The sequence below is a fragment of the Pedobacter lusitanus genome (genome assembly GCF_040026395.1).
In the GTDB taxonomy this organism is placed as follows: Bacteria; Bacteroidota; Bacteroidia; order Sphingobacteriales; family Sphingobacteriaceae; genus Pedobacter; species Pedobacter lusitanus.
Map to the genome: position 1 here is coordinate 4,218,950 of NZ_CP157278.1, position 17,976 is coordinate 4,236,925.

Sequence of the window (17,976 nt, forward strand, 5' to 3'; positions counted from 1 at the left end):
CTTTATTTCTATTGGGGATTATTAACTTTGTACAACAAAATTTTATCATTATGCAATACGACGTCGTTATTATTGGTTCTGGTCCTGGTGGTTATGTTAGCGCAATAAGATGTGCACAATTAGGGTTGAAAACAGCAGTTATAGAAAAATATAAAACTTTTGGTGGAACTTGCTTAAATGTAGGTTGTATTCCATCTAAAGCATTGTTAGACTCTTCAGAGCATTATCATAATGCTGCTCATACCTTCACTACTCATGGTATTGACCTGAAAGATCTGAGTGTGAATATGTCACAAATGATCGCCCGTAAGGACGATGTGGTAGCGCAAAATACAGCAGGTATTACTTACCTGTTCAAAAAGAATAAAATTGACAGTTTTGAAGGATTAGGATCTTTTGTAGATAAAAACACAATTAAGATTACTAAAACTGACGGAACATCAGAAACGATCACAGCTAAAAATGTAGTGATTGCATCAGGATCTAAGCCTACTGCATTACCATTTTTACCAGTTGATAAGAAAAGAATTATTACTTCAACAGAAGCATTGAATATCAAAGAAGTTCCAAAAACGATGATCGTTATTGGTGGTGGTGTAATCGGACTGGAATTAGGTTCTGTTTACGCCCGTCTGGGAACTAAAGTTTCTGTAGTTGAATACCTGCCAACAATTATTGCTACTATGGATGGCGGTCTGGGTAAAGAATTACAACGTGTTTTAAAGAAATCACTGGGTATGGAGTTCTTTATGGGACATAAAGTAACCGGTGCAACTGCAAAGGGTAAAAAAGTAACTGTTTCTGCATTGAACGCTAAAGGCGAAGAAGTGAGTTTAGAGGCTGATTACTGTATCGTTGCTGTTGGCCGTACTGCTTATACTACAGGATTAGGTCTGGAAAACATTGGGATCAAAACTGAAGAACGTGGTAATAAGATTCCGGTTAACGCACATTTAGAGACTGCTGTACCAGGTGTATATGCTATCGGTGACGTAATTACAGGAGCAATGCTTGCGCATAAAGCGGAAGATGAAGGTGTTTTTGTAGCTGAGACTATTGCTGGTCAGAAACCACATATTAATTATAACCTGATCCCGGGAGTTGTTTATACCTGGCCTGAGGTTGCATCAGTAGGTTATACTGAAGAGCAGCTGAAAGAAAAAGGTGTAAAATATAAAGCAGGTTCTTTCCCTTTCAAAGCGAGTGGACGTGCTAAGGCAAGCATGGATACTGACGGTTTTGTAAAGGTGCTGGCAGATGAGTCTACAGATGAGATATTAGGTGTTCATATGATTGGCCCACGTGCTGCTGATATGATTGCTGAAGCTGTTGTAGCTATGGAATTCCGTGCTTCTGCAGAAGATATCGCAAGAATCTGTCATGCTCACCCAACATATACTGAAGCTATTAAAGAAGCTGCTATGGCGGCAACTGCGAACAGAGCAATTCATATGTAAGCGGAATACAAATTATTAAAAACCTGCAGTGCTTTCTGCGGGTTTTTTTATGCCTTTTTCAGGATGGGCTTCTGCCATTGCTTTTACACCCATTTGTATCAGCCTGAGGTTCTCGTCCTGATGACCATGCTGCACTTCAACATTGATATAAGGGATCTTATTCTGCATAGCATAAATGGAAAGTGACCCGTCATCTACTGCTTCCTGTGATTGTAAAACTACATTGACGTCTTCTTTTTTCAGCAGGTTAAAGAGTTTGAGTTCGGTAACGAGTATCATATCATCTTCATCCATTTCATAATTTACATGGACTGAATCGGCAGTGCTTCCGAGTTCATTTTCGGGTAAATAACTCTGGATACCAAATCCGCCGTCTGCGTTATTATGGAGTGTGAATATATAACCGGGTCTGTTCTGGTTGTAGGTTTTCATAATAATCTTGCCGGTGTTTTTAAGTTCAGCTATTACCGGTTCGCTGGATGCACCATATTTTGCCAGACCAAGCGGCAGACCTTCATCTGTATAAATGCTGTTTGGATCCGTCTGATAGGTTATTTCATCTTCTGTGAATTTGAAATTTCTGGCTCCTCCATATTGACAATCTAATATGCTTCCACCATTCATGGCGATATAATCAAAGGCGGCTTTTACACCGGTGTCTTCATTATCATGGATAGCAAGGAAATTGATACCGGGTGTCTGATAACTGTATCTGACCAGGTCAAGCTCAAGGTCTCCAAGCATAATTTTAGTACTATCGGTAGTCATTCCATCGAATACCGGAGGATGCTGTGCCTTAACCATAAATATATTGGTTATAAGCAGGATAAATATCATTGTATATTTTTTAATCGTCATATGCATTGATTTATAATTTTCTATAACGCAAAAAAGGAACCACAATGGGTTCCTTTTTTGAATTTATATCAAATTAGCTTAATGCTGATGGTCTAAATCGTATTCGTGTACTTCTTTATGATCATAAGGTTCTACCATTAATTCTTCAATAGTGACTCCTTTTTTATTAAATCCAAGACGATCAAGGATACTGTCAAAGATCTGGTACATTACTGGTACTACAATCAGCGTCAGGAATAGTGAACTTAAAAGTCCTCCGATAATTACCCAGGCCAGACCATTTTTCCATTCTGCACCGGCTCCGGCTGCGAGTGCAATAGGCATCATACCAATTACCATCGCAATAGTAGTCATCAGAATAGGGCGTAAACGAGCATGGTTGGCCAGTACCAGCGCCTCATGAGTAGTTTTACCCTCTGCTTTCATCTGATTGGTGAAATCGACCAGGATAATCGCATTCTTTGCTACCAGACCGATCAGCATGATCAGTCCTAAGATTGTGAATATATTTAATGCATTATTGGTTAATGCCAGTGCAAGCAAGGCTCCGATAACTGATAAAGGAATGGAGAACATAACTACGAAAGGATAAACAAAGCTATCGTAAAGCGCTACCATAATCAGATAAACAAGGATGATTGAGGCTAATAAGGCAATTCCTAAAGTCCCAAAACCATCTCCCTGATTTTCGGCATCACCTGCCCATACATAACTTACACCTACAGGTTTTTTTAGTTTGCCGGATTTCTCCAGTTCTTCCAGTTGTTTTCTAAACTCTTCTACGATTGTACCGGTTGGACGGCCAATAGACTGTGCTCTAACTGAAACAGAAGTACTTTTATCGCGTCTTTCTAACTGACTTGGACCAGAACCGTTGGTGATAGCTGCAAACTGTGATAATTTAATCTGTTTACCAGCAGTATTTACAAAGATCAGGTTCCTTACATCATCAATATTTTTACGGTTAAAGGTCTGATAACGGATATTAATGTCATATTCATATTCTCCTCTACGGAATTTACCATCTGTATTGCCACTGAAAGCAGTCTGCATGGTTGCACCTACGGTTTGTAAAGTAAGCCCCAGAGAAGCCATCTTATCACGGTCTACCTGTACATTAATCTCAGGACTACCATTCTCAACTGACAACTTAAGCTCTGCAGAACCTTTGATTTTAGCCAGAACAGCTTTGGCACCTTCGGCATATTTCATCGCACTGTCTAAATCAGAACCCATTACAACCAGTTCGATAGGTGCATTCTCTGCGATACCCAGGATACTGATAGGAACAGTTTTTACTTTGGCACCGACCAGTACTTTGGAAAGTTCACGACTTACTTTTGTTGCATAGATACTTGAAACGTCTTCACGTTTATCACGTTCAACCAGTTTTACGTTAATCTCAGATTTATAAGCAGTAGCCTGTGTTCCTCCAAAGTCACCGCTTGATTGTCCTACAGTAGTAATCAATTGAAGAATTTCCGGTTTTTTAACTAAAAATGCTTCTGCTTTTTGAGTTACCAGATTCGTTTGTTCTATCGAGGCATCCTTAGGAAGTTCTATCTGTACAAGGAATTCTCCTTTATCACTTTTAGGGAAAAACTCAGTTCCGATATATCCTGCAGGTATTAATCCGCATGAGCCAAAAAACATAACCAGTACAATGAGAATCGTTTTTCCTTTATTGGCCAGTGACCAGGTTAAGATACTTGTAATCCAGATAGTGAATTTACGTAACTGTCCTTCAAACCATAAAATAAAGCGTCCGAATATGTTTTTACCTTCTATTTTTTCTAATTTACCAAAACGGGATGATAAAAGAGGTACGATAGAAAAGGAAGCAAGCAGAGAGAGCATTGTAGCAATAATTACCACAACACAGAATTGGCGCAGGATATTGGATACGAGACCCGTGCTAACCGCAATCGGGAAGAATACCACAACAATTACCAATGTAATGGATACAACGGTAAAGCCAATTTCACTGGTTGCATCATAAGCAGCACGAACCTTGTTTTTGCCCATCTCCATGTGACGGTAAATATTTTCTAATACTACAATCGCATCATCAACCAGGATACCTACCACCAGGGATAATCCAAGTAGCGACATCAGGTTTAATGTATATCCCAGTACGCTTATTCCGATAAATGTTGCAATCAGTGAAGCTGGAATAGAAACCATAACAATCAATGCATTTCTGATACTGTGTAAGAAGAAAAGCATCACAAAGGCTACCAGAACAATTGCCAGTAATAAATCGTGGATAACTGCGTCTGCTGATTCCAGTGTGAAAATTGAACTATCGTTGGCAATAACTATTTTCAGTTCATTTTTTGAATAGTCTTTTTGAAGTGTTTCAATTACCTTATGAACACTTTTACTTACTTCTACAGCATTTGCATCAGATTGTTTAATGATTTGTATAGCGATAGCTCCTTTACGATCAATACGAGCTAATTTTTCTACTTCTTTTTGAGCATCTCTGACATCTGCGATATCCTGCAGGCGTATCTGAGCGCCATCCTTTCCGGTACCTACAACTAATTTACGCAGTTCATCCACGTTTTTGTATTTTCCAGATAAACGAATCAGAATGTCTTGTGCATGTGTTTTTACACTACCGGTAGGGAAGTCAAGGTTTGAAGTCAAAATAGACTGTTGTACCTGTAAAACTGATAAGCCGTAACCCTGAATTTTATCTGCATCCAGGCCTACTTCAATTTCTCTTTCCTGGCCACCTACAAGGTTAACCTGTGCAACACCATTTACCCTTGATATAATTGGGGCAATACGTTTATCAATGAGGTCATAAAACGATGCATCATCCATTTTAGCAGATGCCGACATCGTGATAACCGGTAAATCATCTAAAGAGAATTTATTTAATGAAGGTGGTTTTACATCGGTAGGTAAATCCTTAAGAATAGAGTTTACTTTACGCTGAGCCTCATTTAATGATAAATCTACATTAGCCTTGTCATTCAGGGTAATAGTTACAACGGATAAACTTTCGTAAGAAACCGCATTCAGTTTTTTAATGTTCTCCATAGAGGATACCGCATCCTCAATCTTCTTGGTGACTGTATTTTCTACCTCACTTGGTGAAGCACCAGGATATACTGTAGAGATAGAGACCACATTCTGTGAGAACTTGGGCAGCAACTCATAACTTAAAGAGAAGTAGCTCAATAAACCCAGTAATGTCAGTACGCTGAATACTACAATGACAAGCGAAGGTCTTTTTATTGATATTTCTGTTAATTTCATCTATATATAGATTATATGCTGATCTAAAATTATTTGATAATTGCCACAGGGCTGCCGTCAACCAGGTTGATCTGTCCGCTGGTGATAACTGTTTCTCCTTCTTTCAATCCTTCAAGGATTTCTACCTGATCACTGATAATTCTGCCTGCAACTACTTTGCGCAGTTTTGCTGTATTTCCTTCGCCCAGTACAAAAACTTCGTTACTGCTTACACTACCCACAAATGAACCGCGGGGAATAGTAATCGTAGCTGCCTGTGCAGGAAACTTAAAGATTGCAGTTCCGTACATACCTGCTTTGATGGTATTGGCGTGGTTATTATCTACTTCAATTTCGATTGGGAAATTTAAGGTTTCATCAGCTTTAGGGGCAATGAAAGTAATTTTACCAGAGAAATTATCGGCAGGGAAAACATTCGATTTAATCTGTACTGCTTCACCAACTTTCAGGTTGGCTACCTGACCTTCGTTTACATTAACTTTCAACTTTAATTTGGAAACATCAACCAGCTCAAACAATTGTGTACCCTGTGCTGTAACAAAAGCACCGGTTTCAATATATTTCTTGTTCACTATACCATCAATCGGAGATTTGATATTTGCATCACTAACTCTTCTGGCAGAACTCTGTAATCTTAGTTTTGCATTTCTTGTAGCCAGTTTTGCCTGGTCAAGCTGCTGTTGTGTTACACCACCTGTCTGGAAAGAACTTACATATCTGGCTTCATCTCTGATTGCATTATCCAATGCTGCCTGTGCAGTTTCTTTATCTGTATTGATGATTTCAGCGTCGATATGGGCTAGAACCTGTCCCTTATGTACGCGGTCGCCTTCTTCTACGTATATCTTTGTAATACGGCCGGCATTTTCTGATAAAAAGTTTAATTCCTTTTTAGGTATAAAATTACCATTCGCACTAAAATCCAAATCAACGGCCACTTTTTTCACGGGAGCCACGCGTACACTGATAGCACCGCTTCCCTGAGCTACCAAAGCCGTTTGCGCGTCATTTTTCTTCTTATTGTTTTTAAGCACGAAAGCGATCGCTCCGATAACAACTATAATTAGAATGACTGTTATAATTCCTCTTTTCATTTTAATAGTGATTTTATATTTCCGTTAGATTTGATTAGTTGTATTTCGGCAATTTTGTAGTTCAGTAATGCCTGAGTATAGCTGTTTTGTGCTGATGTTAATGCATTTTCAGTGTCTAAAAGGTCTGTTAATGCCGCAAGCCCATTATTGTAGTTGTTCTGTGTGCTATTATAGATTTCCTGAGCCAGTAAAACATTCTGACGTTGTGACTTGATCGTATTGATATTATTCTTCAACTGGATTTTTGCATTTTCATAAGCAAGGTTCAGTGTGTTTTTTGTTTGTCTGATATCCTCATTATTCTTTTTGATATCCACATCCGCCTGACGTATTCTGGAACGGGTCGCAAAACCATTGAATATAGGGATATTCAATGTCAATCCAATTGCAGAAGAGTTATAGTAGGTAGCCAGACCATGACGGGAAAGTAAATCGAATTTATCACTTAGTCCTGTTCTGGATATATTACCTGTTAAAGAAAGCTGAGGATAATATTCAGAAACATAGGCCTTACGTTGTAAACCAAGCAATTCATTCTGAATGTTTAATAACCTGATTTCCGTTCTTCCTTCTACATTAATACTGTCTGCCATTGCAGGTAGTGTTTCTACTTTGCTGAATTCGTCTGCTGGTAAGGTGATTGTTGTTGCAACCGGCATACCCATAGAATATTTTAACTGGTTTTCTAACTGTATAACAGCATTAATAGTCTGCTCACGCTGAGTTTCCAGGTTAGTCAGGTTTACTTTGATTCTGTCTACATCAATTTTTTTAGCCAGACCATTCTTATACTGATTGGCAAGGATCTTTTCAACGACTTTAACGTTTTTGATATTGGTGTCAATGACATTTAATTGTTGTCTGCTTACCAAAACCTGGTAGTAATTATTGGCTACCATCTCAATTACCTGTTCTTCTGTGTAATCTGAATTAAGGTTGTAATAGGCTTCGCTTTTTTTTGCTGCCTGCAGGCCTGTAAAAACCTGTTGATTAAAGAGCTGCTGACTCAATTGAACTCCACCATTCACATTCCAGCTTCTGCCCATAGGAAAAGACAGACTTCCTACTACAAGCTGACCAATAATAGGGTTGTAGGTCAGATTACCACTTCCCGTGATTTGAGGAAGAGCTCTTGCTCTTATTTCCTGTGTTTTGTATTTTCCGCCGTCTATATCCAGTTTTGCTTTACGTGCGTTAGCGTTATTTTGTATAGCAAAATGGAGTGCATCTTTTAATGTTAACTGCTCTTGTGCACTCACGAGATTTGCAAATAGCAGGCATAATATTAAGATGGGGATTGATTTTACTCTTTTAATCATGATTGTGGTTTTCTTGTAATAGGGCTGGTTTTAATTTTTTAGTCCTTTAATGAATATTTTGGAAAGACTTATTTGTTTTTCCTTCATCAGCTTCAGTTCTTTTTTGCCTGGAAAAAGTTCTTTGTTTCCATGCATGATGCATAATGAAGTTAGACCGGACTGGCATGATAAGTACAATTCAGCTAGTTTAGGAATATCCTCCTGAGGCGCAATTTCTTTGTTTGCCACAGCCATCTCGAATATCTTTTCGTGGAACTGGACATTTTTTTCAAGCATTTTTTCTAAATATGATTTTAATTCTACTGAGTTTAAAGAAGAATCCGGATTTCCGTTGGATAAATGCAGCATATAATAGCGCAGGAAAAAGCGATGTTTGATTTCGACAATATTTAACAACGTAGTCTCAATGTTGGCTTCCTGTTTTAAATCGGCATATAATACGTCGAAATAATCTTTAAAAATGCGTTCAACAACGCCAAGAATTAAACTGGTTTTGTCCGGGAAATAATAATACAATGAAGGTTTAGAGACAGATAGATCTTCTGCAATCTCATTCATTGTAGTTTTGTTGATGCCGAAATGTATAAAACGCTTTATTGCACCCTCTATAATTAGCTCCCTTTTTTTATCCGTTTCTGCCATTTTACTTTTTTACCTTCTGACTTTATTATTTGTAAAGTCAAAAGTATGGCAAGCATTTCTATTGAAGAAATTTTTCGGATAAAACAAGGTTATCTAGTGTAAAAATGACATTATTGTGACTTTTGTGTTAGATTTTATGTCACTTTAACCATCTTTTAAGGGTTTGTTAAGCGCTGTTAAGAATAAATGGTAATTCTATGACTTATTTAGATGGTTTTAATCCGGCCAGAAAGATTTCAGCGAAACGTTTTTCTTTCAGGAAGATTAATTTAAACTGTTCTTTGCCGGGGAATATATTTTTGGCCCGGTTAAGAATATTGAAATGTATTCCGGAAACAGCTTCAACGAATATTTCTGTAGTGAAGGGGATATCCTTTATTGCGAATTCTCCCGATGAGTCACCTTTAGTGAGCAGGCCGGTAATAATCTTTAATTCAAATGCTCTGGCGCGCTGAAATTTCTCGTAAAGAGCTTCAGGCAGATCAGGGCCAATCATTTGCGTATATTCAAGGAGGTTATAGTATTTCTGAGTAAAGGCTTGTCTTTTTTGAAGTAACATCAGTATTCCCTCTGTGGCAGTAGAGGTTTTTTCTACAGACTTTACCAGATCTCTGCTGATGGTGTGCATCATATTTTCAATTACACTTACATACAGACTTAGTTTGTCAGGAAAATAATAATAAAGCAGGGCTTTTGAAAAAGCAATGTCTTTTGCAATTTCAGTCATAGTTGTTTTTGCGAGTCCGTAGTGTGCGAATCTCTTTAACGCAGCATCTATAATTAAAAGTCTTTTTCTATCTTGATTTTCCATTGTGAATGAGCAATGCTTTTTTTCTATTGGGGTGTCGGCTTGAATATAGGTTAGAATCGGATGTAAATTATGCAAATTTATTAAATATTATAATTAACATGTTTATTACACGGCCTAACAATTACATTTGCGGTAAATAATTCCAATAATTCTTATGCTTGTAATACAAGAAAATATCTCCCTTAAAGCTTACAATACTTTTGGCATTGACGTCAAAGCCCGTTTTTTTATTGATATTCTTACTAAAGAAGATCTGGTTGAATTGAGAAATCATGTGGTATTCAAACAGAATAAGGTACTGGTACTTGGTGGCGGAAGTAATATGCTTTTTACGGAAGATTATGATGGTCTTGTGCTTAAGATCAGTATTCCAGGTCTAACTGCAGAAGTTGCAGATGGTCAGGTTATTGTCCGGGCAGGAGCAGGTGTAGTCTGGAATGATCTGGTTAATTATTGCGTGGAAAATGGTTACGCAGGAATGGAAAATTTAAGTCTTATTCCAGGTACTGTAGGTGCATCCCCTATACAGAATATTGGTGCCTATGGTGTTGAGTTAAAAGATGTTTTTGAGTCTTGTGATGCATTTGAGCTTGCTACAGGCGAGTTTAAACAGTTCAATCATGCAGATTGTCATTTTGCTTACAGAGACAGTATTTTTAAAAATGAATTCAAAGGGCAATATATTATTACTGGTGTTGTTTTCAAATTATTCACCCGCATAAGAATCAATTCCCAGTATGGTGCTATCCAATCCCTGCTGGCAGAAAGAAGAATAACTCATCCAACTATTACGGATATTTCAAATATTGTTTCAGAGATCAGGGTAAGTAAACTGCCTGATCCTTCAACTATCGGTAACGCCGGAAGTTTCTTTAAGAATCCAATCATCGACCGTTCCAGATTTGAGAAGTTAAAACATAATTTTCCAGAAGTGATCAGTTATCCGGCGGGAGATGATAAAGTTAAACTTGCTGCAGGATGGCTTATTGAACAATGTGGTTTTAAAGGGATAACGGAAGGGCATACCGGCACCTGGAAAAATCAAGCCCTGGTATTGGTTAACCATGGTGGAGCTACCGGTAAGGAAGTGTATAGTTTTTCAGAAAAAATTATAGACACTGTGTTCTCTAAATTTGATGTAAAGCTGGAACGCGAAGTGAATATTCTGTAACAATTGTGTGATTTTCATGGCTATAGCTTATTTTTTCATGGTTGAATAGCTAAAATAATGTGTTTAACCATGAAATAGTTTTTTGGTACATATGTTGTATAAGTGTTAATATACAAGATTAAACAAACTTGATGACGCCACTTTTAAAAGGTCTTGTTTGCTTGCTTTTTTAACCTTAAAACTTAAACACTATGACAAAAAATGAATTCAACCTTCAGCTACACAACCATTCGGTTTCCTTGCAGTCATTCGCTTTAAATTTTACTAAAGATATAGAAGATGCAAACGATCTGGTTCAGGACACGATGCTGAAAGCAGTGACCTATTATGGCAAATTTAAAGAAGGTACAAATCTGAAAGGGTGGTTGTTTACCATCATGAAAAACACCTTTATCAATAATTACAGACGTTTGGTTAAAACAAATGCTTTAATTACTAAATCTGAGGATATCTCTTCTGCCAATCTGCATTACAGCGCCACTAAAAATACAATTGACAGTAAATTTATTATTGGGGATATCAATAAGGCCCTGGCGACTCTGCAGCCAGAATATTATGTGCCCTTCATTAAATATTTTGAAGGTTATAAGTATCATGAAATTGCGGATATGCTTGATATTCCAATTGGAACAGTAAAAACCAGAATTCACGTGGCCCGTCAGATATTAAAGAAATATCTTAAAACGTATTCTAAAGAAATTTTGGGAACAGAGATCGTCTAAAAATCCTTTTCCCTTTTGAAGAAAAGCTGCTGTTTGAAAAATAGCAGCTTTTTTATTTAAATAGCTCATGGAAAAAGAAAATGGTTTAATGGGATCAAAAGTATATTTTTGACCTTCTGACTTATTCTGCTCAATGAACTATACCTACTTACTCATCAACCTGGTACTTTTATTATTGCCGGTTCTATTATTTTCTATCAGGCAGTTGAATTTTACCAATAATAGTAAATTCATTGTTCTTGCTCTTTTAATCACTGTTTTTGCCTTTTCTATTCCTACGGAGTTTTTGACGCAGTTTAAAGTGATTGTATTTAATCCGCCTTTTTTAAGCGGAATGACGTTGTGGCAACTGCCGATCGAAGAATTGCTGCTGTCCTTTATTTTGCCACTGTGCGGACTGGCGGTTTATCTTTTTCTTAATTACCGTTATCCTGATAATAATCCTGATAAATATAGTCTGGCATTTAGTAATATTATGCTGGGTATATGTATCGCTATGCTCTATTTTGGTCATAAGAAATTATATACACTGTATACGTTTTCGATATTACTGTTGTTTATCCTGTACATAGAGTATGTCAATAAGATCAGATTTATGTATCGGTTTTACAGAGCATTTCTGGTTACTTTAATTCCATTTTATGTGGTTTATGGTTTACTGACCAATCTTCCTGTGTTGCAGTATACCAGTAGTGAAACATTAAACTTTAGTCAGTTTAATATTCCTTTTGAAGCACCTTTTTATTTTATGGGAATGTTATTGCTGAGTGTTTATCTTTTTGAGTTTTTTAAATTAAGATCGCAACGCTGATGAACGAATTACCAGAATTCACCAGGCAGCAGCTGGCCTTAAGAAACGGACAGGATAAACCACAGATCTGGGTTGCTTATCTCGGATTGATTTATGATGTGGGAGAAAGCCGGTTATGGAAAAACGGAAAACATTATGAACATTGGGCAGGGCAGGATCTGACCGATGAGCTGGCAGATGCGCCACATTCTGAAACTGTATTTGAAAAATTTACTGCAATAGGCAGATTAAAAAGTTAAAAAAAAAGCATCAGCCTTAAGGCTGATGCTTTTTTGATTGATAGCAACCTGTTTGAGTAAACAACAGGTACTTATGCTTCAGTAAGTGTGAATGCACTAAGGTTTACAAACTGCTGGATACGATCGGCAACCTCTGTTTCAGTCAGATTAACAATTTTTTCTGTACCAAATTTTTCAACACAGAAAGATGCTAAAGCAGAACCATAGACAATTGCATTTTTCATATTATCAAAGTTGATTGTGCCAACTTTTGCCAGATAACCAATAAAACCACCTGCAAAAGTATCTCCCGCACCTGTAGGATCAAATACATCTGCCAATGGCAGAGCAGGAGTAGAGAATACTTTATCCTCATGGAAAAGTAATGCACCATGTTCGCCTTTTTTAATGATCAGGTATTTAGGGCCCATAGCCAATATCTTTTTAGCAGCTTTAACCAGTGAGTATTCACCAGAAAGCTGACGTGCTTCTTCATCATTGATAGTTAACACGTCTATCATTTTCAGTGTTTCCAGTAAATCATCCAGAGCGATGTCCATCCAGAAGTTCATGGTGTCCAGAACAATTAGTTTAGGCCTGTTTTTAAGACGTTTGATGACTGTTTGCTGTACCTGTGGTGAGAGATTACCTAACATCAGGTATTCGCAGTCCTGGTAGCTTTCAGGAATAATCGGATCGAAATCTCCCAGTACATTCAATTCAGTAACTAAAGTATCTCTGCTGTTCATATCATTGTGATATTTTCCAGACCAGAAGAATGACTTTTCACCTGCTTTTATCTGCAGTCCTTCAGTATCAATACCATGATTTGTAAAAGTATCAATGTCTTTTTTATGGAAGTCATCACCCACAACTCCGACTATTTTCACCTTCTTATAGAAGTAAGATGCAGCTAAACTTGCATAAGTTGCAGCTCCACCCACTATTTTATCGGTCTTTCCGAAGGGAGTTTCAATTGCATCAAATGCTACAGATCCTATGATTATCAGGCTCATATGTTTTATTTTAATTTTTTTTGAAAAATATTGTCTACAAATATTGCATAAATAATTTAAAAGCCCTAATATTGCATTCCCAAAACGAACGAAGCTTTATGTTGTTTATTAAAGCAGAAAGTCGTTTTCGGATAACCAGAGTACTCCTTCTTAGCTCAGCTGGTTAGAGCATCTGACTGTTAATCAGAGGGTCGCTGGTTCGAGCCCAGCAGAGGGAGCAGATTAAAAGTCTTTCGACATCACGTTGAAAGACTTTTTCTGTTAAAGTAGAGGGCATTGCCTTTTATTTACGCTTTACCTTTTTAAAAAGAGCGTTATTTTTTTTAAAAACCAGCACTCCTTCTTAGCTCAGCTGGTTAGAGCATCTGACTGTTAATCAGAGGGTCGCTGGTTCGAGCCCAGCAGAGGGAGCAAAGATTTTCAAGACCGAAAATCGCATAAAACCCCCATTTCTAGTGATAGAATGGGGGTTTTTCATTTCAAATCAGGATTCTCCTGACTCCTGACAATTTTTTTATCACTGGTTTCCTTTTTTTCATTATATCCTCAGGGAATTTAGCCAGTTAAGTAATAATCATAAAAATTAGCTAGATTCGCTACCTAAGATAAACGGATAAAGAAGGCATATCATAAAGCTGCGAACCGTTACCTCCAAAAAAACAAATTCCTGAAAATAAACAATGCATAGTGATTAATGGATAAGATTAATTTATTAGATACAATTGCTGTAATAACCATATTAATCTCATTATTTCTATCCTTGTTTTTGATAACAGTCAAAACAGAACATAAATTAAGTAATCATCTTTTTGTTTTTTTTATGGTGTTAACTGAATCTCTTTAGTTTGAAACAATAGAAACTATATTTATATCTTAGTCATTCTTAAACAATGCGATTTATTGACAGCATATTTGAGAAAAGCAATATCAATTATTCGTAAAATATTCATTATGAAAAGATACATCTTATTCTTTCTTTTATTTATCTCCGTTTCAGGCTATGCCCAGAATACGATTAATAACTATAAATATGTAATCGTACCGGAAAGATTCAGTTTTCTTAAAGAAGATGACCAGTACAGATTAAATACACTGGCTAAATTTCTGTTGCAGGATAAAGGTTTTACGGCCTATTTTGATAACGGGGACTTGCCTAATGAAATTGCCAACAATAAGTGCAATGCGCTTCATGTTGAAGTATTATCAAAAAACAGCATGTTTACAACTAATCTTACAATGTTATTGAAAGACTGTAAAGGTAATATCATTTTCAAAAGTAAAGAGGGGAAAAGCAGAGAAAAAGAATTCAAGACTTCTTATAACATGGCTTTGAGAGATGCATTTACTTCTTTAAATGATGTTCCATATGCTTATACAGGAACTGCGGCTGTACAGAATCAGGAAACTGCTGCGGCTGCAACTGTAGCTGCCCCTGTAAGCGCTGCCGTTATTGTACCAGCAACTGAGGTTGTTACTGCCAAAGCAGCCGTTGTTGCCCCTGTAACTGCTCCTGTGGTAAAAGTCGTAGCAGCAGAAACAAGTCAGCCAGCCGGAACATTATATGCCCAGCCAACAGCTAATGGTTATCAATTGATCGATACAACACCAAAGAAAGTATTAACCTTATCCAGGACTTCAGTTCAGGATTATTTTATAGCCGATAACGGAAACGCTAATGGAATCGTATTGAAAAAGAACGGTGAATGGTTCTTTGAATACTATAAAGACGGTAAACTTATGGGTGAAAAACTATTGATTAAATTTTAAATCTTCTATGTTAATGTACTTAAGAGTGTTTGTTTTTGCCTGGAGTTCAATAACAATCCTCTTAAGTATTTAAAAGCTTGTTTTGTGTATATATTTGTTTCCTAAATTTTACTCAAAATGATAAAAAGCTATACCCTGATAGCAACATTATTATGCGGTTATTCTTCTTATGCCCAGAATACATTCCCTCTGCAAGGTGGAAATGTTGGAATAGGAACATCAAATCCTAACTCGTCCTTGTCCATTAGAAGTGGTAATACCGGTGTCAGTATTCATCCTGGCAATAATCCTGCTTATTTCGGCACGATGGCTTTTAACAGAGAATCGGGGACGGGTGAAATTTTTGATCCTTCAGGAAATGCGTTTCAGATTAATAACGGAGGAGGGGATAAGAATTTACATTTTCAGATTTATCAGGGTTCAGGGGCTATGGTTACCAATAATGCACTGGTTATAGCAGGCGCTACAGGAAATGTTGGTATCGGGACTGATAGCCCAAATTCATTGTTAAGCATTAGGAATGCAAAAACAGGTGTAAGTATTCACCCAGGCAATGCTCCTTATTTCGGCACGCTGGCTTTTAACAGAGAATCTGCAACAGGTGAGATTTTCGATCCTGCCGGCAACGCCTTTCAGATTAATAATGGAGGCCCTGATAAAAACATGCATTTTGTAGTATTCAATGGCTCTGGAGGATTGATTAATGAGCATGCTCTGGTTATATCCGGTGCTACAGGAAATGTTGGTATTGGCACCAATAATCCTACAGAGGCACTTTCTGTTAATGGAAACATAAGAAGTAAAGAAATAAAAGTAGAGGCAGAGAACTGGCCGGACTATGTATTCAAACCGGATTATCAATTGCCATCATTGGCTGATGTAAAGACATATATTGATAAAAATCAGCGACTGCCAGACATGCCATCAGAACACGAGGTAGCAAAACAAGGTGTTCAGCTTGGCGAAATGAACAAATTACTGGTCAAAAAAATAGAAGAACTAACCTTATATCTGATTGATCTTAAATCTGAGAATGAACAGATCAAAAAAGATCAGCAACGTATGCTGAAGATCATAGAAGATAAGCTGAATTAACAAACTATCTGATTCTTTTAAGTGAGAAAGAATTTCTCACTTAAAAGATAGTTATCGCTGCCCCCCAGCCAATCCAGCCCCTTAATTTACGGTTACCAAGATTAAATCTGTCAGTTCGGTTTAGTAAATACGCATAGTTTTCTACCGGATTATCCTGATCAGTATAATAAATATTGGCAGATGGCCCTGTAGTGATACTAATGCCTTTACTCAATTTGAAATTAAAAGCCAGATCGAAGCGATTCAGCAGATTCCGGTCTTTCCAGTTTCCCTGATACAGATATCGGCAGCTTAATTCCGGATTTAGTGTCAGCCACTTTGTAATATCTATAGCGGTTCCCAGCCCCAGACCAAAAGCATACAACCTGTTATCTTTTTCCGTATTCATACCACCTAGCCAAAGCGTATAAAGTTTTTTAGTTCCTGTTTTTAAAGCGATATTCAGGTCAATTGTTTCATTATAACCCAAACTCACCTTATTATAACCATCCCCGATAAAATTTAACAAACCAAGACTGTAACCAGAAGATGACCGGGCAATGTTGATCAGTCCGATTTGTAAACCATCCGACCGGTCAGCCTGGTTGAAAAGCCCTGCTATCTGAACTCCACTGACCTTTCCGTGTACACTATTGAAAAGCCCTGCCAGCTGGAAACCGGAAGAATTCTTTTGAACGTTATTAAAAAGCCCGGCTAACTGAACCCCGCTTCTGCTGCCTTTAATATTGTTTTTAATTCCGGTAAGCTGTGTCCCGCTTACATTTCCCCAGACATCGTTGTAAATACCCGATAACTGAACCCCACTTACAGAACCTCCGGATATGTTAAATAATCCTGCGAGCTGAAAACCATTAACATTCATTTTATTGATATTAAAGATGCCTCCGACTTCTACACCATCCACACCGGCATTATATCCACCAAACAAATTGAGAGAAATATCATTGACAATCTGACCGCTAAAAGTACCATGTGTATTTATTGCCGGCGTTAAGGATAACTGATACGGTGCCTGCGAGATGATTCCCCCAAGATTCAATGAATGGATCTGTTGTTTTGCAGAAGTAAGAAACCTGGCTATTCCTATATTAGCTATATCTTCAAAGTCGCCGGCTGTGTATGCTGTATCTACATGTTTGTTTTTCTGCTGAATATTAACTTCTGATAAATAGAAAGTCGTTACCTCTTTATAATTTTCTTTACTTGCCGTTAATGCGATCGGCTGATAAATATTGCGTAATGCGATTTCGAAATAGCCGTCTTCACGGGTAAGAGTCGCCTGGGCAAGAGACTTTTCATAAACACTTGCATTATGTATTTTCCTGCCACTGCGTTCATCGACTATATAGCCACTTATTGTATAAAGATGCTGATCACCTGAAGCTTTATCCGTAATCAGTGAAAGCTGAAGAGGTGCATAACGCAGCACAATAAAATTCCTTGTTTCTTTATACTCATAATGTTCATTTAAGAGTAAATCCAGCGCTTCTTTGATTGTTATACCATCCGCCTGCAAGTTAACTATACTATCTTTTGGGACTATTTTACTGGCATAGGAGAAACCGAAGGCACCCTTTTCTTCCATAATATTCATTACTTTCCCCAGGCGCTGATTAACCACATGGAGAGAAATCTTTCTTGCCAGAATGGACTGTGCATAAATACTATTTGCCAGACACGAAAAAAGAAGAATAACCAGAATTTTATAGGTGGATGACCTCATAG

At 37.4% G+C, this 17,976-nt stretch carries 15 protein-coding genes and 2 tRNA genes; 9 read left to right on the plus strand and 8 right to left on the minus strand.

Annotation, left to right across the window (positions count from 1 at the left end):
- Positions 1-50: 50 nt before the first annotated feature.
- Positions 51-1,457 (plus strand): dihydrolipoyl dehydrogenase, encoded by a 1,407-nt coding sequence (gene lpdA, locus PL_RS18070; RefSeq protein ID WP_041882801.1) that lies wholly within the window; start codon positions 51-53, stop codon positions 1,455-1,457.
- A 15-nt stretch (positions 1,458-1,472) separates the two neighbouring features.
- Here lpdA and PL_RS18075 read toward each other — a convergent pair whose 3' ends face one another.
- The 6 genes from PL_RS18075 to PL_RS18100 form a co-directional block, all read right to left on the minus strand.
- Complete coding sequence (locus PL_RS18075; protein WP_235324543.1) at positions 1,473-2,315, minus strand: hypothetical protein; 843 nt, start codon at positions 2,313-2,315, stop codon at positions 1,473-1,475.
- Positions 2,316-2,393: 78 nt separating this feature from the next.
- Positions 2,394-5,585, minus strand: a complete 3,192-nt coding sequence (locus PL_RS18080; RefSeq protein ID WP_041882803.1) for an efflux RND transporter permease subunit — start codon at positions 5,583-5,585, stop codon at positions 2,394-2,396.
- A 29-nt stretch (positions 5,586-5,614) separates the two neighbouring features.
- Complete coding sequence (locus PL_RS18085) at positions 5,615-6,679, minus strand: efflux RND transporter periplasmic adaptor subunit (RefSeq protein WP_041882804.1); 1,065 nt, start codon at positions 6,677-6,679, stop codon at positions 5,615-5,617.
- Positions 6,676-7,998, minus strand: a complete 1,323-nt coding sequence (locus tag PL_RS18090; protein WP_348620047.1) for a TolC family protein — start codon at positions 7,996-7,998, stop codon at positions 6,676-6,678. Before PL_RS18090 ends, PL_RS18085 begins: the two co-directional genes overlap by 4 nt.
- A 30-nt stretch (positions 7,999-8,028) precedes the next feature.
- Positions 8,029-8,640, minus strand: a complete 612-nt coding sequence (locus tag PL_RS18095; protein WP_041882806.1) for a TetR/AcrR family transcriptional regulator — start codon at positions 8,638-8,640, stop codon at positions 8,029-8,031.
- Between the two features lie 202 nt (positions 8,641-8,842).
- Complete coding sequence (locus tag PL_RS18100; RefSeq protein ID WP_041882807.1) at positions 8,843-9,451, minus strand: TetR/AcrR family transcriptional regulator; 609 nt, start codon at positions 9,449-9,451, stop codon at positions 8,843-8,845.
- 154 nt (positions 9,452-9,605) lie between these two features.
- Here PL_RS18100 and murB point away from each other — a divergent pair, with 154 nt between their 5' ends.
- The 4 genes from murB to PL_RS18120 all read left to right on the plus strand — a co-directional run bounded on the left by murB (position 9,606) and on the right by PL_RS18120 (position 12,394).
- Complete coding sequence (gene murB / locus PL_RS18105) at positions 9,606-10,622, plus strand: UDP-N-acetylmuramate dehydrogenase (protein WP_041882809.1); 1,017 nt, start codon at positions 9,606-9,608, stop codon at positions 10,620-10,622.
- A 191-nt stretch (positions 10,623-10,813) separates the two neighbouring features.
- Complete coding sequence (locus PL_RS18110) at positions 10,814-11,344, plus strand: RNA polymerase sigma factor (protein WP_041882810.1); 531 nt, start codon at positions 10,814-10,816, stop codon at positions 11,342-11,344.
- Positions 11,345-11,477: 133 nt separating this feature from the next.
- A complete protein-coding gene (locus tag PL_RS18115; protein ID WP_041882811.1) occupies positions 11,478-12,155 on the plus strand; it encodes a lycopene cyclase domain-containing protein in 678 nt (225 codons plus the stop codon).
- Positions 12,155-12,394, plus strand: coding sequence for a cytochrome b5 domain-containing protein (locus tag PL_RS18120; RefSeq protein WP_041882812.1), 240 nt, complete (start codon positions 12,155-12,157; stop codon positions 12,392-12,394). Before PL_RS18115 ends, PL_RS18120 begins: the two co-directional genes overlap by 1 nt.
- 71 nt (positions 12,395-12,465) lie before the next feature.
- Here the strand turns inward: PL_RS18120 and PL_RS18125 are convergent, their stop codons facing one another.
- Positions 12,466-13,389, minus strand: a complete 924-nt coding sequence (locus PL_RS18125) for a PfkB family carbohydrate kinase (RefSeq protein ID WP_041882813.1) — start codon at positions 13,387-13,389, stop codon at positions 12,466-12,468.
- Positions 13,390-13,533: 144 nt separating this feature from the next.
- Here PL_RS18125 and PL_RS18130 point away from each other — a divergent pair.
- The 4 genes from PL_RS18130 to PL_RS18145 all read left to right on the plus strand — a co-directional run bounded on the left by PL_RS18130 (position 13,534) and on the right by PL_RS18145 (position 16,251).
- Positions 13,534-13,607 (plus strand) — tRNA-Asn (locus PL_RS18130).
- Positions 13,608-13,726: 119 nt separating this feature from the next.
- Positions 13,727-13,800: transfer RNA gene (locus PL_RS18135), tRNA-Asn, on the plus strand.
- A gap of 540 nt (positions 13,801-14,340) precedes the next feature.
- Positions 14,341-15,156: a hypothetical protein gene (locus tag PL_RS18140; protein ID WP_041882814.1), complete on the plus strand. Its 816-nt coding sequence runs from the start codon at positions 14,341-14,343 to the stop codon at positions 15,154-15,156.
- 117 nt (positions 15,157-15,273) lie between these two features.
- Positions 15,274-16,251: a hypothetical protein gene (locus PL_RS18145; protein ID WP_052496345.1), complete on the plus strand. Its 978-nt coding sequence runs from the start codon at positions 15,274-15,276 to the stop codon at positions 16,249-16,251.
- Between the two features lie 40 nt (positions 16,252-16,291).
- On the opposite strand, the gene PL_RS18150 is transcribed toward PL_RS18145, so the two are convergent.
- Positions 16,292-17,974: a hypothetical protein gene (locus PL_RS18150; RefSeq protein WP_041882815.1), complete on the minus strand. Its 1,683-nt coding sequence runs from the start codon at positions 17,972-17,974 to the stop codon at positions 16,292-16,294.
- Between the last annotated feature and the right edge of the window lie 2 nt (positions 17,975-17,976).